Origin of the sequence: Brevibacterium metallidurans (genome assembly GCF_037101285.1) — a bacterium.
In the GTDB taxonomy this organism is placed as follows: domain Bacteria; phylum Actinomycetota; class Actinomycetes; order Actinomycetales; family Brevibacteriaceae; genus Brevibacterium; species Brevibacterium metallidurans.
Genome location: NZ_BAAAAF010000005.1, coordinates 1 through 22343 on the forward strand (window position 1 = coordinate 1; position 22343 = coordinate 22343).

The 22343-nt window shown below is 67.9% G+C and carries 22 protein-coding genes and 1 tRNA gene; 10 read left to right on the forward strand and 13 right to left on the reverse strand.

Going from position 1 to position 22343, the window contains the following annotated elements; translation table 11 throughout:
- The first annotated feature begins 206 nt into the window (after positions 1-206).
- From AACX88_RS07930 to AACX88_RS07955, 6 genes are all read left to right on the forward strand, one after another.
- Entirely contained in the window at positions 207-587 is a 381-nt protein-coding gene (locus AACX88_RS07930) for a YidH family protein (RefSeq protein ID WP_339392500.1), read from the forward strand.
- On the forward strand, positions 584-925 hold the full coding sequence (locus tag AACX88_RS07935; RefSeq protein WP_339392501.1) for a DUF202 domain-containing protein: 342 nt from the start codon (positions 584-586) through the stop codon (positions 923-925). Before AACX88_RS07930 ends, AACX88_RS07935 begins: the two co-directional genes overlap by 4 nt.
- Positions 926-988: 63 nt before the next feature.
- Positions 989-1309: a hypothetical protein gene (locus tag AACX88_RS07940; protein ID WP_339392502.1), complete on the forward strand. Its 321-nt coding sequence runs from the start codon at positions 989-991 to the stop codon at positions 1307-1309.
- Between the two features lie 113 nt (positions 1310-1422).
- The gene (locus tag AACX88_RS07945; RefSeq protein ID WP_339392503.1) at positions 1423-2349 is read left to right on the forward strand and encodes an AEC family transporter; all 927 of its coding nucleotides are present in this window, start codon (positions 1423-1425) and stop codon (positions 2347-2349) included.
- 128 nt (positions 2350-2477) lie between these two features.
- Entirely contained in the window at positions 2478-3563 is a 1086-nt protein-coding gene (locus tag AACX88_RS07950; protein WP_339392504.1) for a TIGR01906 family membrane protein, read from the forward strand.
- Positions 3564-3887: 324 nt separating this feature from the next.
- Entirely contained in the window at positions 3888-4202 is a 315-nt protein-coding gene (locus AACX88_RS07955; protein WP_339392505.1) for a hypothetical protein, read from the forward strand.
- A gap of 93 nt (positions 4203-4295) precedes the next feature.
- Here the strand turns inward: AACX88_RS07955 and ppk2 are convergent, their stop codons facing one another.
- Together ppk2 and AACX88_RS07965 are read right to left on the reverse strand one after the other, a co-directional pair.
- Positions 4296-5198, reverse strand: coding sequence for a polyphosphate kinase 2 (ppk2, locus tag AACX88_RS07960; protein WP_339392506.1), 903 nt, complete (start codon positions 5196-5198; stop codon positions 4296-4298).
- A gap of 98 nt (positions 5199-5296) precedes the next feature.
- The gene (locus AACX88_RS07965) at positions 5297-6568 is read right to left on the reverse strand and encodes an MFS transporter (RefSeq protein WP_339392507.1); all 1272 of its coding nucleotides are present in this window, start codon (positions 6566-6568) and stop codon (positions 5297-5299) included.
- A gap of 147 nt (positions 6569-6715) precedes the next feature.
- Here AACX88_RS07965 and AACX88_RS07970 point away from each other — a divergent pair.
- Positions 6716-6789 (forward strand) — tRNA-Leu (locus AACX88_RS07970).
- Between the two features lie 43 nt (positions 6790-6832).
- Positions 6833-7261 (forward strand): hypothetical protein, encoded by a 429-nt coding sequence (locus AACX88_RS07975; protein ID WP_339392508.1) that lies wholly within the window; start codon positions 6833-6835, stop codon positions 7259-7261.
- Here the strand turns inward: AACX88_RS07975 and AACX88_RS07980 are convergent.
- Positions 7251-7625 (reverse strand): winged helix-turn-helix transcriptional regulator, encoded by a 375-nt coding sequence (locus AACX88_RS07980; RefSeq protein ID WP_339392509.1) that lies wholly within the window; start codon positions 7623-7625, stop codon positions 7251-7253. The genes AACX88_RS07975 and AACX88_RS07980 overlap by 11 nt on opposite strands.
- Positions 7626-7710: 85 nt before the next feature.
- On the opposite strand from AACX88_RS07980, the gene AACX88_RS07985 reads away from it, so the two are divergent.
- Positions 7711-8328: an NAD(P)-dependent oxidoreductase gene (locus tag AACX88_RS07985; protein WP_339392510.1), complete on the forward strand. Its 618-nt coding sequence runs from the start codon at positions 7711-7713 to the stop codon at positions 8326-8328.
- Positions 8329-8362: 34 nt separating this feature from the next.
- Here the strand turns inward: AACX88_RS07985 and AACX88_RS07990 are convergent, their stop codons facing one another.
- From AACX88_RS07990 to AACX88_RS08015, 6 genes are all read right to left on the reverse strand, one after another.
- A complete protein-coding gene (locus AACX88_RS07990; protein WP_339392511.1) occupies positions 8363-9220 on the reverse strand; it encodes a hypothetical protein in 858 nt (285 codons plus the stop codon).
- 158 nt (positions 9221-9378) lie between these two features.
- Entirely contained in the window at positions 9379-10752 is a 1374-nt protein-coding gene (locus AACX88_RS07995; RefSeq protein ID WP_339392512.1) for an NAD(P)/FAD-dependent oxidoreductase, read from the reverse strand.
- Positions 10753-10831: 79 nt separating this feature from the next.
- Entirely contained in the window at positions 10832-12130 is a 1299-nt protein-coding gene (locus AACX88_RS08000; protein ID WP_339392513.1) for a S8 family peptidase, read from the reverse strand.
- Entirely contained in the window at positions 12127-13065 is a 939-nt protein-coding gene (locus tag AACX88_RS08005; protein ID WP_339392514.1) for a Ppx/GppA phosphatase family protein, read from the reverse strand. Before AACX88_RS08005 ends, AACX88_RS08000 begins: the two co-directional genes overlap by 4 nt.
- A gap of 8 nt (positions 13066-13073) precedes the next feature.
- Complete coding sequence (locus tag AACX88_RS08010; RefSeq protein ID WP_339392515.1) at positions 13074-13625, reverse strand: DUF501 domain-containing protein; 552 nt, start codon at positions 13623-13625, stop codon at positions 13074-13076.
- On the reverse strand, positions 13622-14125 hold the full coding sequence (locus AACX88_RS08015; protein ID WP_339392516.1) for an FtsB family cell division protein: 504 nt from the start codon (positions 14123-14125) through the stop codon (positions 13622-13624). Before AACX88_RS08015 ends, AACX88_RS08010 begins: the two co-directional genes overlap by 4 nt.
- Before the next feature lie 609 nt (positions 14126-14734).
- Between AACX88_RS08015 and AACX88_RS08020 the strand changes: the two genes are divergently transcribed.
- Positions 14735-15661: a DUF559 domain-containing protein gene (locus tag AACX88_RS08020; protein ID WP_339392517.1), complete on the forward strand. Its 927-nt coding sequence runs from the start codon at positions 14735-14737 to the stop codon at positions 15659-15661.
- A gap of 279 nt (positions 15662-15940) precedes the next feature.
- Here AACX88_RS08020 and eno read toward each other — a convergent pair whose 3' ends face one another.
- From eno to mfd, 4 genes are all read right to left on the reverse strand, one after another.
- On the reverse strand, positions 15941-17221 hold the full coding sequence (gene eno, locus AACX88_RS08025) for a phosphopyruvate hydratase (protein ID WP_339392518.1): 1281 nt from the start codon (positions 17219-17221) through the stop codon (positions 15941-15943).
- A gap of 83 nt (positions 17222-17304) precedes the next feature.
- Complete coding sequence (locus AACX88_RS08030) at positions 17305-18105, reverse strand: tyrosine-protein phosphatase (RefSeq protein ID WP_339392519.1); 801 nt, start codon at positions 18103-18105, stop codon at positions 17305-17307.
- Positions 18102-18608 (reverse strand): MazG nucleotide pyrophosphohydrolase domain-containing protein, encoded by a 507-nt coding sequence (locus tag AACX88_RS08035; RefSeq protein WP_339392520.1) that lies wholly within the window; start codon positions 18606-18608, stop codon positions 18102-18104. Before AACX88_RS08035 ends, AACX88_RS08030 begins: the two co-directional genes overlap by 4 nt.
- A gap of 49 nt (positions 18609-18657) precedes the next feature.
- The gene (gene mfd / locus AACX88_RS08040) at positions 18658-22287 is read right to left on the reverse strand and encodes a transcription-repair coupling factor (protein WP_339392521.1); all 3630 of its coding nucleotides are present in this window, start codon (positions 22285-22287) and stop codon (positions 18658-18660) included.
- Positions 22288-22343 lie beyond the last annotated feature (56 nt).

Below are 22343 nucleotides of genomic sequence, written 5' to 3' on the forward strand. Positions count from 1 at the left end.
GGAGGAGTTCGGTGTGTGGCCGATGAAGGTCTCGACGATCGAACGAGGCAAATCACGCGATGATGAGTTCGCAAGCAGGTATCGCAAATTTCTCCTCAATGCCGCTTGACTGAGCATAGGAGCATCACGGCCGCGGCGGCAGCCCTTCGAGGACTCTGCCGCACGGGACGGTGGGGACACAGGCGAGCGCGTGTATCCTCAGAATCGTGGACTCCGATGACACACGCGGCCGACTCGCCCGGCGGATGTTCCCCGACGGGGAGGATCCCGACCCTCGCTTCACACTCGCCAATGAACGCACGTTTCTGTCCTGGATCCGCACGTCGCTCGCTTTCATCGGCGGCGGCATCGCCGTCGAGGCCTTCACCGGCGCGGTCTTCACTCCGGGCCTGCGGGCGACCCTGTCGATCGTGCTCATGACCATCGGGTTCGTCCTCGCCGCCGGTGCCGCGTTCCGCTGGTTCCGGATCGAATCGGCGATGCGCCGCAAGCAGTCGCTGCCGCTGCCTTTGATCATCCCCATCGTCAGCCTCGCCTCGGCGTTGGGAGCCGGTCTCCTCGTCCTCGTCTTCTCCGGAGTGCTGTGAGCACCCCGAGGCTGGCCCCGCACGAGGATCCCGGCCTCCAGCCTGAGCGCACCACCCAGTCGTGGCTGCGCACGAGCCTGACGATGACGGTCGTCAGCCTCCTCTTCATCCGCTGGATCACGCTCTTCCCCGTCCTCTCCGTCTCCGTCTTCGTCATCTGCATCGGACTCGCGGCCGTCGTCGTCGCCCTTCAGGTCCACCGCTACCGCGTCGGCTCGGGGTCGATCCGCGCCGAACGCGGTCGCCCGAGCCCGTGGCCCATCCTCGGGCTGACGACCTCTGTGTGCCTCATCGCCGTCCTCGGCATCGCCTCGGTGATCCGGCTGACGCTGAGCTGATCCGCGTTCCTCGTCGTGGGACCGCCGTTCGGTCCGCGCACCGGCGACCCTAGACTGGTGGCCATGAAGGACGCCCAGGAAGTCTCCACCGCCCCACTCGTCGCCGTCGGTCTCATCGGCGGGTACCTCACCGCTCGCGAGACCGGCATCCGCCCGCTCGGGGGCGTCGTGCTCGCCGCCGCCGGAGCCTATGCCGCACGCACCTGGTACGCCAAGCGCGGCTGGCCGACGGCGACCGCGCTCGGCTTTGCCTACCTCGGCGGGTTCGGCCTCTCGCACCCATTGGCGAAGAAGATCGGCGCGTGGCCGGCGGTCGTCACCGTCACCGCCGCTGCCGCGGGTGCCGCGTACCTCGCCGTCGACGCCCGCCGCGACGCCGACTGACCACCGCGACCGCACTCCCGCACGCGCCTGAACAGCAGTCTGCCCGCAGTTCGTCGCGCACCGTGAGCACCACAGACCGCAGGATCCCAGGAAGCGAGGACCACCGGTAGACCATGCTGGCCGTATTCGAAGGCTTCGCCGTCATCGCAGGCGTCATCCTCGTCGGGTTCCTCCTGGGACGCTCCGGGGTGCTCGGCCCGACCGGCCAGCAGGTCATCGCGAAGCTCGTCTTCTATGCGGGCACGCCGACGCTGCTCTACGTCACGGTCTCCCAGACCGACCTCGACCTCATCTTCAACTCCGCCCTGCTCGCGACCGGCGGGTCGGCCATCATCGTCGGCATCCTCCTCTTCGCCCTCACCCGCTGGATCCGGAAGCGCAGCACCGGTGAGGCGATGTTCTCGGCTTGGGCGGTCAGCTACGTCAACATCGGCAATCTCGGCATTCCGATCGCCGCCTACGTCCTCCACGACGTCGGCTACGTCGCCCCGGTTCTGCTCTTCCAGCTCATCGTCCTCGCCCCCATCGGCATGGCCGTCCTCGACGCCGCGGGCAAGAAGAAGCACGACACCCACTGGTATTCGACGATCCTCCAGGTGCTCAAGAACCCGATCCTCCTCGGTGCCGCGGCCGGGGTGGCCGCCTCGGCGACGGGATTCGAGCTTCCGCGCTTCATCTTCGAACCCATCGACATGATCGGGGCGACGGCGGTGCCTGGAGCCCTCCTCGCGTTCGGGATCTCCCTCAAGGACGGGTGGGCGCTGCCGGTGCGGGGAACCCGATCGCAGCTGAGCTACATCACCGTCGGCAAACTCGTCCTCCAGCCGGTCATCGCCTGGGCGATCGGCGGTCCGCTGCTCGGCTACACCGGCATCGACCTCTTCGCGATCGTCGTCACCTCGGCGCTGCCGACTGCGCAGAACGTCTACATCTACTCGATGCAGTACCGGCAGTCCGAGGCGCTCATGCGCGACGCCGTGTTCATCACCACCGTCCTCGCTGTACCCGCCCTCGTCATCGTCGCGGCCCTCCTCGGCTGAGCCCGCCGGTCACGCCGGCATTCACACCTGCCGGCGGCTGCCTCGGCGATCTGGGGCCACCTCGGCGATCTGCGGCTGCAGGGCGTGTCCTCCCGGGCATCGCCTGCCGGGTCACTGACAATGGGACCGTGGCTGGAGACGAGAAGAACGAGACCGAAGACCTCCTGAGCAGGCGCATGAGCTCGGGGTCCCACAGCGCTGCCGAGACACCGTCGAAGGCATCGCCCGAGGCCGCGAACGACCCGTCGACCGACACCGAGGCGTTCGATCCGATCAAGGATCCCATCCTCAAGGAGGAGCCCCGGCCCTCGACCGGGCCGGTTCGGGTGACCCCCGCGCATTCGAGCGCACCGCAGGACACCGCCCGCACCAGGGAGGTCCCGGCGAAGTCGACGGACACCTCGGCGACGACGCCACACTCCTCAGTGATGAGCGAGGCCGACTGGGCCGCGGTGACGAAGGCCGCGACCTCCCGGGACACCCACGAACCGGAGTTCCCCGAGCGCCGGAAGAACCCGCTCGACATCATCGGCACGATCTGGATCGCTCTCTCCGTGCCCTTCATGCTGCTCGCCCTGGCGGTCCGCGCGATCGCCTCGGGGATGTTCCTCAAGTTCGAGTACTTCCGTCCCGGCTTCCCGGCCGACCAGTTCGGCTTCGGTCAGGCCGACCGCGAACACTACGCGACGTACGTCATCGACTACCTGCACAACCTCGACGGGCGTCGCTACCTGGCCGATGTCATCCTGCCCAACGGCGAACCGGTGTTCATCTCCGATGAGCTCAACCACATGGCCGACGTCAAGGGACTCATCTCCCTGCTCTACCTCATCGCGATCATCGGCTTCATCGGCACCGTCCTCTTCTCGCTCTACCTCTCCCGCAAGGGAGGTCTGGGCATGCGCTTCGGGTTCCGGCTCGGGTCGATCTTCAGCATCATCGCCATGGCGGGCATCGCCGTGGTCGCACTGCTGGGATGGGACAGCTTCTTCCGCGGCTTCCACCGCATCTTCTTCGCCAACGGCACATGGGAGTTCTACGCCGACGATTCCCTCATCCGTCTCTTCCCGCCCCAGTTCTGGGTCGATGCGGGCATCGGCGCGGGTGCGATCTTCCTCCTGCTCGCGATCATCCTCTTCCTCTTCAGCTTCGCCGGCCACAAGAAGCGCAAGGCCGCACGCAAAGCGCAGCGCGAGGCGGCCGACGCGATCTGAGAGGCTGCCGCGGAACAACTGTCTCGCGGCGCATCACGGCGCTCATGCGCCCCACGGTTCCGGCCGGGTGGTCTTTCCCCTTCCACCCGGCCGCATCACATTCACCGCGGCTGACGTGTGTCGGCCCGCAATACATCCACCGCTGCCGATAGGTGCCCGCCTATCTGCACGGGGGTGGGCTCGCGAGGACGGGTTCACGGAACCTGCGGCGTTCTCGAGGCGCCCAGCACCGGTCCGCCCTTGCGAACGCACCTCCCCTTGCGCACCACTGCATCCCGGTCTACCGTGGACAGCAAGTCACCATGCCGAATTGGAGGGTCAGCGATGAGCACAGACGACGCACAGGCAGACCAAGCGACCGCTGGGGAGGAAGCCACGACGGACACAGTTTCACCCGATAAGAGTTCGAAACCGGCCGTCGCGGTCACCACCGCCCCGCACGTGAGAGTCGACCGCGGCGATCATTCCGTCGGCGGCAGCGCCTCCAGTGCCGGGACGACGGAGGAACACGAGGTCGATCCCGATCGACACGGCGCCGACGATGCCGGGCCGGTCGACGTCGACGCGGTCCTCACCGACGAGGATCCGGGCGCAGGCGATGATCCGAGCACCGAAGGCCCACCGGAGCCGCCAGCCTGAGCGAACCTCCAACCTGAGCGCGTCGCCGGGACAAGCGAACCACCAGCCAAAACGGCCCGCCGAAACCACCGGAACCGCCCGCCTAAACAGACCTCAGTCGTCGACGGCGTCGCGACCGCGGCGGACGAGGAGCGGGTCGGGGGCGTAGACGACCGAGGTGTCCTTGCCCGCATAGTCGAACTGGTTGAGGAAGTAGCGCATCGCGTTGAGCCTCGCGCGCTTCTTGTCGTTGCTCTTGATCGTGATCCACGGGGCGTGGTCGGTGTCGGTGCGTCGGAAGGTCTCCTCCTTCGCCACCGTGTAGTCGTCCCACCGCCCCAGCGATTCGAGGTCCATCGGCGAGAGCTTCCACCGCCGGACGGGGTCGATCTGGCGGATCGCGAACCGGGTGCGCTGTTCGCGCTGGGTGACGGAGAACCAGAACTTCGTCACGTGGATGTCGGAGTCGATGAGCATCTTCTCGAACACGGGTGCCTGCTCCATGAACGTCTGGTATTCGGCGTCGGTGCAGAAGCCCATGACGCGTTCGACGTTGGCCCGGTTGTACCACGAGCGGTCGAACATGACGATCTCGCCGTTCGTGGGCAGGTGAGAGATGTAGCGCTGGAAGTACCACTGCCCGGCTTCCCGGTCAGAGGGCTTGTTGAGCGCGACGACGCGGGCTGCGCGCGGATTGAGGTGCTCGGTGAAGCGCTTGATCGTCCCGCCCTTGCCGGCGGCGTCGCGGCCTTCGAAGACGATGACGTGCTTGGAGTCCGTGTCCTGGCCCCAGTACTGGAACTTCAGCAGTTCCACCTGGAGTCGGTACTTCTCGAGTTCGTACTCCTCCCGGTCCATGAGCTCCGGGTACGGGTAACCCTCCCGCCAGGTCTCGACGGCGCGCCCCATCGGGTCGATGAGCTGCGGGTCGGGGGTGTGGCTGTCGGTGACCGTGTATCCCTCGATGCGCAGCTTGTCGATGTACTCGCGCAGGTTCTCTTTCGGCAGGATGGACACGGTGTCTCCTTCGCTTCAGCGATGCCGTCGTCGGGTCCGACTGCGACATCGACTGGGTTGGTGCTGGCGCCTCGGACGGTACTGACCCGAGATGAACATCAGGTTATGCGATCGACGTCGTGTTTCGGAACCAGTCCCGCCCCGATGAGCGGGAAGACGGCGACGACGGCGAACGACAGCGGGTACCCGAGCACGGTGATGAGAGCGCCGAGGCCGGGGCCGACGAGCGCCGAGACCGCGAACTGTCCCGTGTTCTGAGCTCCCAGCGCCTTGCCCGACCAGCGGGGTCCTGCCGCCTCGGCCACCGAGGCGAAGGCGAGTCCGTTGTCGGCGACCGAGACCGTCGAGGCGAGGATGAAGACGACCGCCGCGACGATGGGCAGTGGGGTGAGGGAGACGAGGGCGACGGCGGCGGTGAGGACGCAGGCGGCGAGCGCGATGACGCGGATGAGTCCCACCCGCGTGCCTAGGGCGTCCGAGGCTCCCCCGACGACGAGGCGTCCGATCGCACCGATGAGCTGAGCGGCTGCGACGATGCCCCCGGCTGCCCCGGCGGAGATCCCCTGGGTGCTGATGAGCCAGATGAGTCCGTAGGTGGAGAACGCGAACTGCGGGACGACGAGGAGGGCGGAGACGACGTGGATCCGCCAGAGGAAGGAGTCCTCCCTGTAGGGATTGTCCGCCGAGGCGGCCCCCGCCCTCACCTGGCCCGTGACCGCGGGTCGGGCTCCCGCACTCTCCCCCGGCGCCGCACCATCGTCGATGTCGACGATGCTGGGAACCGCCTCGGCGGGAGGAGGATTGCGGATGAGGAGGAGGCAGATGAGCGTCATCGCAGCGGTGACGGCGGCGGCGAACCAGAGGTAGGCGGCGATGCCTCCGGCGGCGGCGATGGGCGGGACGGCGAGGGCGGCGACGGAGGTGCCCAGGGGTTGGGACATCTGTCGGATGCCCATCGCGAGGCCGCGGCGGTGGCGGGGGAACCAGCCCATGACGACGCGCCCGCTCGCGGAGTTCACCGACGCCGCTGCGGCTCCGGAGGCGGCGATGGCGACGATGAGCCAGACGGGCGAATCGACGACGGCCACGGCGATCGCCGAGGTCAGCGCGGTCAAACCGAGGCCGAGCGTCATCGCCAGCCGCTCCCCGTACCGGTCGGCGACCGCACCCCACGCGATGAGGGTGAGGATGAGGCCGAAGCTCGGGGCCACGGCGACCGTGCCGGCCTGGGTGAGGGAGAAGCCGAGTTCGGTGTGCAGGTACGGGATGAGGAAGGCCGGGCCGGTGATGGCGACGGTCGCAGCCATCTGCGCGAGGACTCCGACGACGAGGATCACCCAGGCCTGACGGCTGGGCGGGGTCGGAGTCATAGGCCCGACGGTAGTCCCCGATCATCATGCAGACGACGATGTCTCACTCTCCGACCCTCTCGAGGTGGGTCGCGCCTGGGAGATCCGGACCCGTCGGGACGGTAGAGTGAGTGCTGGCGACGACGCCGCTGCACCACGCGTGCGCCGCCCCCTATAGCCCAATCGGCAGAGGCAGTCGACTTAAAATCGATTCAGTCTGGGTTCGAGTCCCAGTGGGGGGACCTCCGGTTCGCCTGAGCACTCACGCTCGGGCAGGATGTCCCTATGACTCCGATGCTCCTCTCCCCCGGGAATCGACCGCAGCCCGTGTCCGGGATCGACGATCCCCTCGCCGCCGAGGCGGTCGGCCCCGCACTCATCGTCGCCGCTGATGTCGCGGCTGCACTCCCTGAGTCTCCGGACCCGACGACGCTGGGTCTCCGTCCCCTTTCCTTCCGAGAACGCGGTGGCCACTGGCAGGAGATCGGCTACGAGGCCGCCGACCACTGGCAGGCGCTCGCTCCTGCACTTCGGGCGCGTGTGCTCGCCGATCGCACGGCCGCTTTCGACGTCGAGGAGTTCAAGGCGACGACGAACGGGGCGAGCGCGTCGATGATCACGAACAATTGGATCTACTCGGGCCATCCGCGGCGCTACCGGATCGCCGGTGAGCTGCGGGACCTCGCCGAGGTGGTTGCCGCGATCAGCGCGTAGCCACCGCCTCGGCGCTGTTCCGATTGCCCTCGATCTCGGCGACATTGCGCTCCGCCCACTGCCTCAGGGCCGCAACGGGCTCGAGCAGCGACCGCCCGAGGTCGGTGAGCCGGTACTCGACGCGCGGCGGCACCTCTCCGAACGCCTCCCGGACGATGAGGCCATCGGCGGCGAGGGAACGCAGCGTCGAGGTGAGCACCTTGGGAGTGATGCCTCCGATGGCCAGGCGGATCTCGTTGAAGCGCCGCGGACCTGCGTCGAGGACCTCGATGATGAGCACCGTCCACTTGTCCCCGATCCGATCGAGGACGACGCGCGTCGGGCATTCCGGATCGTACGCGTTGCCCTCCCAGGCGATTGCCATGAGAAATCTCCATTAGTATCTTTGAGGTACGTGGTATCCGAAGTATATCGTTGAGCCATCAGATGAACCAACGAAAGGTACGGACATGAGAATCGCCCTCTTCGGAGCCTCCGGCATGGTCGGCTCCCGCATCGCCGACGAAGCCGCCGGGCGCGGACTCGAGGTCACCGCGATCACCCGCTCGGGCGCCGAGGTGCCCGGCGTCGCCCACAGCCTCACCGGCGACATGGCCGACGCCGACTTCGACGCCCGCGTCGTGGCCGAGAACGACGTCATCGTCTCCGCCACCGGCCCCAGCCGCACCGGCGGCGACCACGGCGAATGGCTCGCAGCGCTGAAGACCCTCGCCGAGGCCAGCGGCGACACCCGACTCATCGTCGTCGGCGGAGCCGGTTCCCTGTCGGTCGGTGACACCCTGCTCAAGGACACCCCCGGCTTCCCCGCCGTCTACAAGGCCGAAGCCGAGACCGGGACGCGCGCCCTCGAGCTGCTCCGCGACGGGAACTACTCGCCGTGGACGATGCTCTCCCCCGCCCCGCAGATCGCGCCCGGCACCCGCACCGGCTACTACGCCGTGGCCCTCGACTCCCCGGCCGGCGATTCGATCTCCGCCGAGGACTTCGCCATCGCCCTCGTCGACGAGATCGAGGATCCCCAGCACACCGACGCCCGCTTCACCGTCGCGAACTCCGAGGTCAACTGATCCTCGTACCGTGAGCTGCGAACCCGGCAGACCCTCAGTTGATGGCGTACCGCTTGGACGAGATCTCGAATCCGTGCTGGCCATTGGTGCACACCACGCCGCGGTCGGGATCCGTCGTGCAGCCGATGCCGCGCACCCAGAGGACCTCACCGTAGCCCAGGACTCTCGTGTCCGCACCCCATTCCCCCGAATCGGAGTACTGGGTGAACGTCGGATCCCCGTAGACCTCGAACCGCGGTGAGCCCTGCGGCTCGAGCACGATCGCGGTGGGCTGCTGCGGCTGCCCCATGTAGCGCACCGGCGGGAGGTCGTCGGGGAAGTTGAAGTTGTCGCAGCCGAGCTCGGTCTCGGTGAAGCTGCAGTGGTGCTTCCGCGACTCCGTCGTGAAGTAGATCCCCGCAGCTCCCGTCGCAGTCCCCTCGTAGTCCCACGGCAGCACGGCGTAGCCGGCGGGTACGGCAACGGAGCGCGGGCGGAGGACGAAGCGCTGTCCGCCCTTCTCGCACGAGAGCGTGATCGCGTAGTCGACGATCTCGTTGTCCATGGGGAAGACGCACGACCAGCCGTCGACCAACGTGCCGTGGCCGGACTCGTCCACGGAGTCCTCGCCGCGCCCGAATGCCGTGAGCGCGTCCCTGGCCTGCCCGCAGTCGGTCTCCTTCGACCCCTGATAGACCCTCTGGTCGGACAGCGGAGCCGGTGCCTGGCCGCAGAGTCCGACGGGCAGGGGTTCGTCGGCGACGACCGTATCATCCTCGGTGGCAGCCTCCGATGGGGTCTTTACCGCCGAGGTGGGAGTGCCCCCGGTCCCGGGCGGATTCCCTCCTGCGCCGGTACAGCCGGTGAGCACGAGCAGGGACACGAGGGCGGGAATCGCGACGATGCGGTTCATGCCCTCACCCTAGTCGCCGCTCAGACCGTTTGTGTCGGTGAGGAGATCACAGGCTCATCACGACCTGCGGTCCCGATCCCTCGCGGAACGCGACAGCGCCGGGAGTGCGAACACTCCCGGCGCTGTCGTCTCGGATCCGAGTGGATCTGTTGTCAGGCTCAGGCCTTGACGGGCTCCTTCTTCGGAACCGGCTTGGATTCAGCGGCCTCGACGAAGGACTTGCGCGGCACGTCGAGATCGACGAGCGGCGAGGTGTCCCGACCGAGGACGAAGTTGAGGATCCAGTTGCCGAAGACCTTCGCCTTGCGGTCGAGGCTCGGGATCGCGTAGCCGTGGTAGGCGCGGTGCATGAGCCATGCGAGCAGGCCGCGGGCCTCGAAGTCGCCCATCTGGGAGACGCCCTTGTAGAGGCCGAGACCGGCGACCGAACCGATGGTCTTGTGGAAGTACTGCTTGAACTCGGTCTCCCCACGCAGGGCGGCGAGCACGTTGGCCGCGAGCACCGGAGCCTGGCGCACGGCGTGCTGAGCGTTGGGCACGCAGAAGCCGCCCACGCCGCCGCCGGAGAGATCGGGCACAGCGGCGTTGTCACCGGCGCCCCAGGCACCTTCGACGACGCCGTCTTCGCCTTCGACGCGCAGGTCGGCGCGCACGGTCACGCGGCCGCGCTCGTCGATCGGCAGGTCGGAGTCGATGAGGACGGGGTTGGCCTTGACGCCGGCCGACCACACGATGGTGTCGGCGTCGAACTCCTCGCCGTTCGAGAGCTTGACGCGCTTGTCGGTGCAGTCCTGGAGGAAGGTCTCGAGGTAGACGTCGATGCCGCGCTCACGCAGGTGCTCGACGACCCAGCGGGCCTGAGCCTCGCCGACCTCGGGCATGACGCGACCGAGGGCCTCGACGAGGACGAAGCGGACGTCCGCCTCGGTGAGGGTCTCGTACTGGGCGATCGCCGAGCGGACGACGTCCTCGAGTTCGGCGAGCAGTTCGATGCCTGCGAAGCCACCGCCGACGAAGACGAAGGTGAGCGCCTTGCGACGCTCCTCGTCGTCCTCCATGAGGGCGGCGTCGGCGAGACGCGAGAGGAGGTGGTCGCGCAGGGCCACAGCCTCTTCGATCCGCTTGAGGCCGATCGCGTTCTCCTTGAGGCCGGGGATCGGCAGGGTGCGGGCGACGGAGCCGGCGGCCATGATGATGTGGTCGTAGTCGAGCTCGAAGGGTTCGTCGTTCTCGGGTTCGACGACGACGAACTTGTCGGCGTGGTTGATCGAGGTCACCGAGCCGGTGATCACCTCGGCGCCGGGCAGGTTGCGGCGCAGCGGGACGACGGCGTGACGGGGTTCGATCGAACCGGCAGCCACCTCGGGGAGGAAGGGCTGGTACGTCATGTACGGGTTGGGGTCGATCACGGTCACGGTGGCTTCACCGCGGCCGAGGTTCTTCAGCAGATTCTGGGCCGTGACGAGGCCGAGGTATCCGCCACCGACGACGAGGATTCGTGGACGCAGTTTCGAGTTTCTGATGAGAGCCATAACCCCATCCTAGGCCCTTGTGAAAACTTTCACTAATTGCCTGCGACGTCCCAGATGAGACGCGTATCACGGCCCGCGATCAGCGTCGGCGACGGAGGTGGAGAACGAGAGCGAGGACGAGGAGTCCGATGCCCACAGCGCCTCCGAGTCCGAGCAGCCAGTACCCGAGCGTCGGGGTCGACTGCGAGGCGACGACGTCCTTGGGGGCGACGGCCTTCGGACTGTCGTCCTCGGCGGGTGCGGCGGTCTCGGTCTCCGCGGGATCCGTGTCGGCGCGGCGGTGCATCTTCACCCAGCTCGAGAGCGCGTCGGCGGCGCTGGGCACGGTCTTCGGCACGTCGGCCTTCATCGCCGCCTCGGGGTCGAGGCGACCCCAGCCGACGATCGGATCGGGCTTGTCCTGGGTGCTCTGTCCCTTGTAGCCGGCCACCGGCTTCGCGGTCGACAGCAGCTTCGCGGCCACCTCGTCGGCGCTGAGGTCGGGGTTGTCGGCACGGATGAGCGCGGCGACCCCGGAGACCACGGGGGCCGCGAACGAGCAGCCCTGACCTTCGGCGTAGCCGCCGGAGTAGTACGGGATGGGGATGTCGGCGGCCGGACCCATGAGGTCGACGGCGGTGCCCGGCGCCGTCGAGGCGTCGAGGACGCGCCCGTCCTTGCCGAGTCCGCCGACGCCGATGACGCCGGGAACCGTCGACGGCGACCACGCCTGGGTCGCGCCCTGGGAGGCGTTGCCGACGCAGGCGACGACGAGGACGTCCTTCTCATACGCGTACGCGAACGCCTTGTCCCAGCTCTCGGGCCACGCGGGGTCGTCCCAGCCCAGCGACATGTTGATGACCTTGGCGCCGTTGTCCACGGACCAGCGGATCGCCTCGGCGGCCTGCTCCCGGGTCGATCCCGACTCCTTGGGCCGGTCGGGACCCAGCCACATCGACGCGGAGAGGATCTTCGCGTCGGGGGCCACGCCGACAGGGCCGGCGCCTTCGCCCTGACCGGCGATGACACCGGCGACGGCGGTGCCGTGGTGGATCGTGGTCTTCCCGCCGATAGGGGTCGTGCCGTCCTTGCCGAGGCCGCTGAAGTCCTTGGCCTTCGTCACCACGCCGTTGAGGTCCTCGTGGTTCTTGTTCACACCCGAGTCGATGACGGCGACGCTCACGCCCTTGCCGGTGGAGGTCTTCCACAGCTTGTCGATGCCGTAGTCGCCGATGAACCACTGTCCGGGTCCGGCCTTGGGAGCGGCAAGAGCAGGATGGGCGGTCCCGAAGACGAGAGCGAGCACGAGTCCGATGAGCGCGAACCTGCGCGCACCGAGGGCGACGCGGCGCGACCGTCCGGGGGCGGGACCGCTCGATCGGCCGGGGACGGCGCTCATGAGGCGAGGTCGAGGGCGATGCCGTCGAGGATGTCCGTCTCCGAGACGACGATCGTCAGGTCCGACCCGGCGGCGCGCACGGCTTCGTCGACGCGGGCGACGACACGGGCGAAGATCAGGCCGCCGGCGGCGATGACGTCGACGCGGCCGGGATGCATGTAGGGCAGCGCGGCACGGGCGGCGCGGTCCATCTGCACGAGGGCGTCGGCCTGCGCTTCGACCTCGGCGACGGTGACCTGCGCGCCGTGGATGCGCTCACGCTGGTAGCTGTCGAGTCCGAGGATGCCGGCGGTCAGTGTCGTCACGGTGCCGGCCACGCCGATGAAGGTGCGGGCGGCGGCGAGGTCGACCACCTCGGCGGCCCGGTCGAGGTGGGTGTCGATGTCGGTCACGGCCGCGCGGATCTGGTCGCCGTCGGGAACCTCGGTGTTCATGTGCCGCTCGGTCAGGCGCACGGACCCGATGTCCATGCTCACGGCGGCGTCGACCTCGCCGGTGCCGAGGACGAGTTCGGTCGATCCCCCGCCGAGGTCCATGACGAGGAACGGTCCCGTCTCGGCGCTGCGCCCGGCGGTGGCGCCGAGGAAGGACAGGTGGGCCTCCTCGTCTCCGGAGATGACGTCGGGGACGACGCCCAGGATCGCGAAGATCCCGGCGAAGAACTCATCCCGGTTCTTCACGTCCCGGCTCGCCGAGGTGGCCACGAAGCGGATCCTTTCCGGCGCGTACTCCGAGGCGATCTCCGCGTACTCCCGGGTGACGGCGAACGTGCGCTCAAGGGCTTCGGGGGCGAATTCGCCGGTCGCGTCGACGCCCTGGCCGAGGCGGACGATGCGGGTCTCGCGGCGCAGTTCGATCATCGCCCCGGTCTCGTCGACGTCGGCGACGAGCAGGCGCAGTGAGTTCGTTCCGCAGTCGAAGGCGGCTACGCGCATGGTTCCCCCTAGTCCGTCGTCTCGGCGTCGGTCGTCTGTGCGTCCGTCGTCTCTGCGTCGGTGACGGCCGGGGTCGGAACGTCGTTCATGAACGAGAGTGCGCGATCGCCGATCGGGTTGACCCCGGGCCCGGCGGCCAGGGCGTGGCCGACGAGGGCGTGCAGGCACTTCACGCGGGTGGGCATGCCGCCGGCGGAGAAGTCGGCGATCTCCTCGACCTCGGCGATGCCGGCGTCCTGGCCGATCTCGGAGCGGGTGGCGAGGTAGGCCTCGTGGGCGCGACGGTAGGCTGCGGCGAGTTCATCGTCCTCGGCGATCTCGGCGGTCCATTCGGCCATGATGCCCGAGGCTTCGAGGCGCGAGCTTTCGGCGACGAACGCCGGGTGGGTGAGGTAGAACGTCGTGGGGAACGGGGTGCCGTCCTCGAGACGAGGGGCGGTGGCGACGACGAGCGGTTCACCGGCGGTGCTGCGGGCGGCGATGCCGACGACACCGCGGGGAATGCGTCCGAGCTGCTCCTTCAGCGTTGCGAAGTCCGCCTCGGTGCACTCTGTGATCATCTGGGGGTTCCCGTCGTGTTGCTCGAATTGCCGACCTCTTCGATCGACTCCAGCAACTCAAGGTACCAGGGTTGACTGCGCTGTGGGGAGGATGTGTCCGAATCGTCATCGTCACTTGTCTGCTGATTGGTGACGATGACGGCGTTCTTGCCCTTCTCGACGTAGTACTGCTCTTCCCGGGCCTTGCGGGCGATCTGGGTGGGGTCCTTGAGGTCCTTGTTCTTCTGTCGCAGCGCTTCGACCTCGGAGCGGGTGGAGTCGATCTCGTTGTTCAGCGCCGCGATCTGCTGGGCCTGCTTGAGGGCGGAGTTGATCGAGGGCAGGAACGTGACGAGGACGATGGCGAGCACGGCGAGGAACACCCCGGCCTGCCACGACATGCGGCGCCCGCGCGCGTCCGGCTGTGCGGGCACCTCGACGACCGGCTTGGGGCGTCGCCGAGGGGTGGCTTTGCCAGGGGCCGTCTTGGGGGCAGTTCTTCTCGGTTTGCTCGGAACCATGACTCTTCCTTGTGCGACCGGGGATTGGGAAGGCAGTCGCAGTACTCCAAGTCTGCCGTGTCGATCACCGGTCGCCGAGGATTTCGCCGCCGTGGCGTGTTCGCGTGGCGCACCGAACAGTCGCGTCCAAATCACACCCGCACCTGCACCCACCTCCCTCAGCTCCACACACCACCGCCCACTCCTCTCACCACCTCGCACCGCACACACCACCTTGCGCCGCACGCACCACCTTGCGCCGCACACACCACCTTCCGCTCCGCACGCACCACCTCGAGCTCGACGTCCTACATGTCTACGGGTAGGAAATCGAGCCAAGCCTGACGACAGCCCGCGCGGGACCCGACGCTTCCCCACGCACGCCTCGGCGAACCCGATGCCACCGTTCCGTCCACAGCTGCCCACAATACGTCCACAGAGTTATCCACAGATCGTGAATCTCTTATTGCGTTTACAACACGTTTGATGCAGTTTGTATCTATGTGCAGAATTTTGACAACACAAGAGCTCAATCGACTCGGGTTCAATCATGAAGACATCCGCTTCGCCCGAAAGTGCTGCCTGCTGCGTCTCTCGCGAGGCGTGTACGTCGCCAAACACGTGTGCGCAGTGGAGACGCATCGGCCGCTGTGGGCAGGCATCGAAGACAGCACGTTCGAGGCCTACCCCGAGTACGGAGACATGCGCGATGAGGTGACGAAGCTCGATGCGGCAGTGATGGCCAGATGCGAACAGCAGTTCCAACGCCGACAGTCGCGCTCAGGAGTCGGCACCGAACCATCGGACGGCGAGACCGCGAGCTCATCGTCGGGCACCGAGGTGATCTCCCACATCTCGGCGGCCCTCATCCACGGTCTGCCGCTTGCCTCCCCGGTCACCCACCAGGTCGAGGTGGTGCGTCCCGGCATCAACCGACGCTTCGCGAACCTCCATGTGCGCGGCACGCCGATTCCCAAACATCATCAGGGCACGATCCGGGGGATGCGCGTGACCACTCTGGAACGCACACTCGTCGATGTCGCTCGGGCCTACAGCCTGGAAATCTCGGTGGCGATGATCGACGATGCGCTCCACCGCCGCCTGACGACCCCGGAGAAGATCCTCACGGTCCTCGGGCAGACGGTGGAGAAGCGCAACACGAAGAAGGTCCGCCGCGCCCTCGAACTCGCCGACGGCAGGCGCGAATCCCCTGCCGAGTCGATCGCCGCCGTCCGCTTCTACGAGCACGGAATCCACGGCATGTCCCCGCAGGTGAGCTTCGTGATCGACGAAGCAGGTACGCAGATCCGAGTCGACTTCTGTCACAGGCAAGCCCGGCTCATCGTCGAAATCGACGGTCTCGGAAAGCTCTACCTCGGTTCAGGCGTGCCGCGAGAAGAGCTGAAGAGGGAACGACGCCGTGAGCAATGGCTGCGCGACCGAGGCTGGCAGGTCATTCGCATCAGTTGGAAGGAGCTCTTCTCCGAGGCGAAGTTCGAGGAGATCAAGCTCGCGATCATGCGCTCGGAAACCGCAGCGGCCACCTCGGCGAGGTGAGCTTCGCTCAGGGATGGCGGCAGGCCCGCAATGAGGAGCCGTGGCCGCTCAAGCTCTCCGCTGCCGTCATGTGGAGCGCGATGAACCACCCGTGGACGGGTAGGACGTCGAGCTGAAGCGTCGGTGTGCGAAGCGGAGGGTAGGACGTCGAGGGGAATGTAGGACGTCGGGTGGAACATAGGACTAGCCGCGTAACCTGAGTGAATCGCCGAGGCGGGGGTGGGCGACCGAAATCACTCACCCCCGCCTCGGCGAGGTCATGCTCCCTGGTCGGGGCGCTCAGGCCTCGAAGCGCGGGAAGGCGCGCTTGCCGGCGTACCGGGCCGCGTCGCCGAGCTGTTCTTCGATGCGCAGGAGCTGGTTGTACTTCGCGACGCGCTCGGAGCGGGCCGGGGCGCCGGCCTTGATCTGTCCGGCGTTGGTGGCCACCGCGAGGTCGGCGATCGTCGTGTCCTCGGTCTCGCCGGAGCGGTGCGAGATCATCGTCGTGTACCCGTTGGTCTGGGCCAGGGCCACGGCGTCGAGGGTCTCGGTGAGGGTGCCGATCTGGTTGACCTTCACCAGCAGCGAGTTCGCAGTGTCGTTGTCGATGCCGCGCTCGAGGCGCTCGGGGTTGGTCACGAAGAGGTCATCGCCGACGAGCTGGACCTTCGAACCGATCGCCGCGGTGAGCTTCGCCCAGCCCTCCCAGTCGTTCTCGTCGAGGGGATCCTCGATCGAGACGAGCGGGTACTTGCCGAGCAGCTCCTCGTAGTAGGCGGCCATGTCCTCAGCCGACTTCTTCTCCCCTTCGAACTCGTACGCGCCGTCCTTGAAGAACTCGGAGGAGGCGACGTCGAGGGCGAGCGCGATGTCGCGACCGGGACGGTGTCCGGCGATCTCGATGGCTTCGAGGATGAGGTCGAGGGCCGCGGCGTTCGACTCGAGGTTGGGCGCGAAGCCGCCCTCATCGCCGAGACCGGTGGACAGGCCGCGCTCCTTGAGCACGCCCTTGAGCGCGTGGTAGACCTCGACCGACCACTGCAGGGCCTCGTGGAAGCTCGCCGCACCGATCGGGGCGATCATGAACTCCTGGATGTCGACGTTCGAGTCGGCATGCGATCCGCCGTTGAGGATGTTCATCATCGGCACGGGCATGACGTGGGCGTTCGGTCCGCCGAGGTAGCGGTAGAGGGGAAGGTCGGCCGAGACCGCTGCCGCACGGGCCACTGCCAGGGACGTGCCGAGCATCGCGTTCGCGCCGAGGCGGGACTTGTTCTCGGTCCCGTCGAGTTCGATCAGGGCCTGGTCGACGAGGCGCTGGTCGTCGCTCTCGAGTCCGACGATGGCGTCGTTGATCTCGTCGATGACGGCGTCGACGGCGTTCGTCACACCCTTGCCGAGGTAGCGTTCCGGGTCCCCGTCGCGCAGTTCGACGGCTTCGAACTCACCGGTGGAGGCACCGGAGGGCACTCCGGCGCGACCGACGGATTCGTCGGCCAAGAGCACTTCCACCTCGACGGTGGGGTTTCCCCGGGAATCCAGGATTTCGCGGGCGTTTGCGGCAACGATCTCAGCCACTGATTACTCCTTAGCAGTCGGTTTCACATGGGGAACATGTGCCTGCGCCTCAGCTTAGTGCACAACGGGGTTCCGCCCAGCCCTCACGCGGCCCGGTCGTCGCCTGCCACGAGCAGGTTCGACCGCAGTCGGGCCGGGGTCGCCGGATCCATTCCGTGCTCGAGCAGGTACTTCTCCACCGCGTCGTCACCGTAGGTCCGGGTGAGCGAATCGAGGATGCCCGCCAGCAGCTCCCGGGGTGCCGCCGTCGCCGTCTCGACGAGGTTCCCGGAGATCCCCGCATCGGAGTAGTTGCGCAGGATCGATTCGAGGAACGCCCCGCCGAGGTGGTCCTCGGTGACCGTGTAGTCGTCGAGGACGTCCTCCCGGTCCACGCCGAGGAGGTCGAGGACGAACGCCGCGACGAGACCGGTGCGGTCCTTGCCGGCCGAGCAGTGGAAGACGATGCCTGACTCGCACCTGTTGGCGATCGTGTCGACGGCCAGGGCCAGCCGGGGCCCGAAGTGGTCGATGAGGTAGTCGTAGATGCGCCGCAGCGACCGGTCGGTGAGGTCGAGTCCCGTCGTCTCCGCGAGCTCCCGCATCTCCTCCGGCGTGGGCGGTGCGGCCGGGAAGAACCGGTCCTCGAAGATCGGGAGTTCGATGTAGTCGACGTCGAGTCCGTCGATCGCATCGGGGCGTTTGGACCTCTCGCCGATGTCGCGCAGGTCGAGCACGGTGGTGATCCCCAGCCGGGTGAGCTCCTCCCGCGAACGGTCGGTGAGCTGGGCGAGGCCGTCGGCCCGGAACACCCGGCCCTTGGCGACCGAGGCCTGCCCGACGGGCGCCCCGCCGAGGTCGCGGAAGTTGAAGGTCCCCTCGATGTCGATCCTGTCCAAGCTCACTGTGCCTCTTCTCCGTCTGTCTCGCTGCGGTGTCCGACGTGGTCGGTTCGGTGTCCGCCTGCGTCGCGTTCTTCGTCCTTGATCCGACGGTACTCGGCTTCGACGTCCTCGAGCGAGGCCATCGGACCGTTCCGGCCCAAGCCGTCGAAGGCGAAGGGGTGCCGGCGCACGAGTTTGGCCTCCAGGCCTGCGATGACGGCGCCGAGGCTGTGCCCGTAGTCCTCTCCCCCGCTCTCGTCGAGCAGCGCCGAATGGAACAGCACCTGGTAGAGGACATCGCCGAGCTCATCGATGACGGCCTCTCGGTGCTCGGGCGTCGGCTGTGCCTGGAAGTCGGTGAGCGCGTCGACGAGCTCCTCGGTCTCCTCCCGCACGTACTTCACGAGACTGCTGTGGTCCTGCTCCGACGACCACGGGCAGCGGGTGCGGAGCACGGCCATGGCCTCGACGATGCCGTCGACACTCACCGAACTCCCGTCGCCACCGGCTCGCACGGCACTCACCGAACCCTCCGCACTCTCAGAACCTTCCGCGCCTCTCATCGCCGGCACCTCACACCCCAGCGTCGACGACCTCGGATTCGACCACCTCGGCGGGGATGGCCGGGACGATCGCGTCGAGGAACTGGTGGGCCCAGCGGAGGATGTCGGAATCGGTCATCTCCTTGGCCCCGAACCCGTCCCCGTCCATCGGCTTGGGCACGAGCACCGACCGGATCGCGGGCTTGAGCAGCGTCTTCGGGTAGAGCCGCTTGAGGCGCACGACCTGCGAGTCCTCGAGTTCGACGGGCCCGAAGCGCACGAAGTTGCCTTGGACGACGATGTCGCTGACGCCCGAGGCGCGGGCCCGGATGCGCAGGCGCGCGACGTCGGCGAGGACTCCGACAGCTTCCGGGTAGGGCCCGTAGCGGTCGACGAGTTCGTCGAGGACCTCCTGGAGTTCGTCCTCGTTCGCCGCTGCCGCGAGCTTCCGGTAGGCCTCGAGCCGCAGCCGCTCGTGGTCGACGTACTCGGCGGGCAGGTGGGCGTCGACGGGCAGCTCGATGCGCATCTCCGCCTCCGGTTCGGTGTCCTCCCCGCGGAAGTTCGCGACAGCCTCCCCGACGAGGCGGACGTAGAGGTCGAAGCCGACCCCTTCGATGTGGCCCGACTGCTGACCGCCGAGCAGGTTGCCGGCGCCGCGGATCTCGAGGTCCTTCATCGCCACCTGCATGCCGGCGCCGAGCTCGGTGTGCGCGGCCAGGGTGGTCAGCCGGTCGTGGGCGGTCTCGGTGAGCTGGGTGTCGGGCGGGTAGAGGAAGTACGCGTAGGCGCGTTCGCGGCCGCGGCCCACGCGGCCGCGCAGCTGGTGGAGCTGGGAGAGCCCGTAGCGGTCGGCGTGGTCGATGATAAGCGTGTTCGCATTGGCGATGTCGATGCCGGTCTCGACGATCGTCGTGCACACGAGCACGTCGTACTTCTTCTCCCAGAAGTCGACGATGACCTGTTCGAGCCGGTGCTCGTTCATCTTGCCGTGGGCGATCGCGATGCGCGCCTCGGGGACGAGCTCGGCCAGGTGCGCGGCGACGGCCTCGATGTCGCGGACCCGGTTGTGGATGTAAAAGACCTGCCCTTCGCGCATGAGTTCGCGGCGGATCGCGGCCTTGACCTGCTGGTCCTCGTACTTCCCGACGTAGGTGAGCACCGGGTGGCGCTCTTCGGGCGGGGTCGCCAGCGTCGACATCTCCCGGATCCCGGTCACCGCCATTTCAAGGGTGCGCGGGATCGGGGTCGCCGACATCGCGAGGACGTCGACGTTCGTGCGCATCGCCTTGAGCGTCTCCTTGTGCTCGACGCCGAAGCGCTGCTCCTCGTCGATGATGACCAGTCCGAGGTTCTTGAACCGGACCTCGCCGCTGAGGAGTCGGTGGGTGCCGATGACGAGGTCGAGCTTGCCCTCGGCGAGGTCGGCCACGACCTTCTCCGACTCGTGCTTCGTCTGGAAGCGGGAGAGCGCGCCGACGGTGACGGGGAATCCCGCATAGCGTTCGGCGAAGGTCTCGAAGTGCTGCTGGACGAGCAGGGTCGTGGGGACGAGCACAGCGACCTGCTTGCCGTCCTGGATCGCCTTGAAGGCCGCGCGGACCGCGATCTCCGTCTTCCCGTAGCCGACGTCGCCGCAGATGAGGCGGTCCATCGGCACGGACTTCTCCATGTCGGCCTTGACCTCGTCGATCGTCGTGAGCTGATCGGTGGTCTCGACGTAGTGGAAGGCGTCCTCGAGTTCGCGCTGCCACGGGGTGTCGGGACCGTAGGCGTGGCCGACGGTGGCCTGCCGGGCGGAGTAGAGGCGGATGAGCTCCCCGGCGATCTCCTTGACCGCCTTGCGGGCCTTCGCCTTCGTCGACTGCCAGTCGGCGCCGCCCATCTTGTTCAGGCTCGGGTTCTCCCCGCCGACGTAGCGGCTGACCTGGTCGAGGGCGTCGCTGGGGACGTAGAGGCGGTCACCGGGCTGCCCGCGCTTGGCCGGGGCGTATTCGATGATGAGGTATTCGCGGGTGTGCTTGGCTTTACCCTTGCCGGTGGTGCGCTGCGTCATCTCGACGAACCGGCCCACCCCGTGCTGCTCGTGGACGACGAGGTCCCCGGGGGCGAGGTTGAGCGGATCGACCTGGTTGCGTTTGCGCCGCGTCGGCAGTCGGCGCATGTCCCTCGTCGAGGTGGCCGCCGCCCGACCGAGCACGTCCGCCTCGGTGAGCACGGCCAACCTGAGGTCGTCGAAGACGAACCCGCCGAACGGCGCCGCCGTCGTCACCGTCACGAGCGCTTCGGGCACATCGGTGGGGTTCTCGACGAAGCTCGCGGGCACACCGGCCTCGGAGAACACCTCGACCATGCGCTTACCAGGACCCTGCCCTTCGGTGAGGACGAGGATCCGCCACTGGTCGTGGACGAGTCCCCTGACATCGGCGAGGATCGCCTCGACATCGCCGGCGTAGCCCTTCGGCGGCCTGGCGGGCACGGAGAAGAGGTTGGCACCGGGCGCGGCGAGCTCGGCATCGGCGGCGAAACCGCCGATCTCCCACCACGCGAGCCCGATGAGCCCTGCGCCCTCCCGCATCTCGTCAAGGGTGCGGAACGTCGCAGCCGAGAGGTCGATCGGGGTCTCACCGCCGCCGGCGGCCCCCGACCATGCGGCCTGGAGGAATTCGTTCGTCGTCGTCACGAGGTCGACGGCGCGGGCCTCGACGCGTTCGGGTTCGGTGATGATGATCTTCGTGCCCTGCGGCAGCAGGGCGATGAGCGGTTCCATGCCGTCGGCGAGGACCGCGGTGAGGGACTCCATGCCCTCGACGGCGATGCCTGCCGCGATCTTCTCGAGCATGTCCGAGGCCGAGGGCAGCGAGGCCGAGAGCTCGTCCGCCCGCGCGCGCACGGAGTCGGTGAGGAGGAGTTCGCGCACCGGCGGGGCGGAGAGGACGAGCGGTGCGGCGTCGGGTTCGGCAGGGATCGACCGCTGGTCGGCCACCGCGAATTCGCGGATCTCATCGACCTCGTCGCCGAAGAACTCGATGCGCAGGGGATGGTCGGCCGTGGGCGGGAAGACGTCGACGATGCCGCCGCGCACGGCGAACTCGCCGCGGCGGGAGACCATGTCGACCCGAGTGTAGGCGAGCTCGGTGAGACGGGCGGCGGTCGCTTCGATCTCGACCTCGTCGCCGACGGCCACCTCGATCGGGGGGATCTCGCCGAGGCCCTTGGCCAGGGGCTGGAGGAACGCGCGGACGGGCGCGATGACGAAGGTGAGCTCGCTGCCGGGCTTCGGGTGGGCGAGCCGGCGGAGGATCTCGAGGCGCTGCCCGACTGTGTCCGAGCGGGGTGAGAGCTTCTCGTGCGGCAGCGTCTCCCAGCTGGGGAAGACCGCGAGCGACTCCGCGGGCACCCAGTCGGCGAGCGAGCGTGCGAGGTCCTCGGCCTCCCGGGTCGTGGCGGTGACGATGAGCTGGGGCGAGACGGGACCGCCCTTGGAGACGGAGCCGTCGGCGGATACAGGGCCGCCGGTGGAGACGGTGCGCCGCAGGATCGACGGCCACAGTCCCCTGATCGCGTCGATGGTCCCGCCCGTCGTCGTCGGGTCCCGGAAGGCCTCGACGAGTTCGGTGACGGTGGGATTCTGCAATGTGAGATCGAGTCCGTTGAGCACCTGGCAATTCTAGTCCACGGCACTGACGCGAGCCTGAGGCCCACGGCGTGACGCTG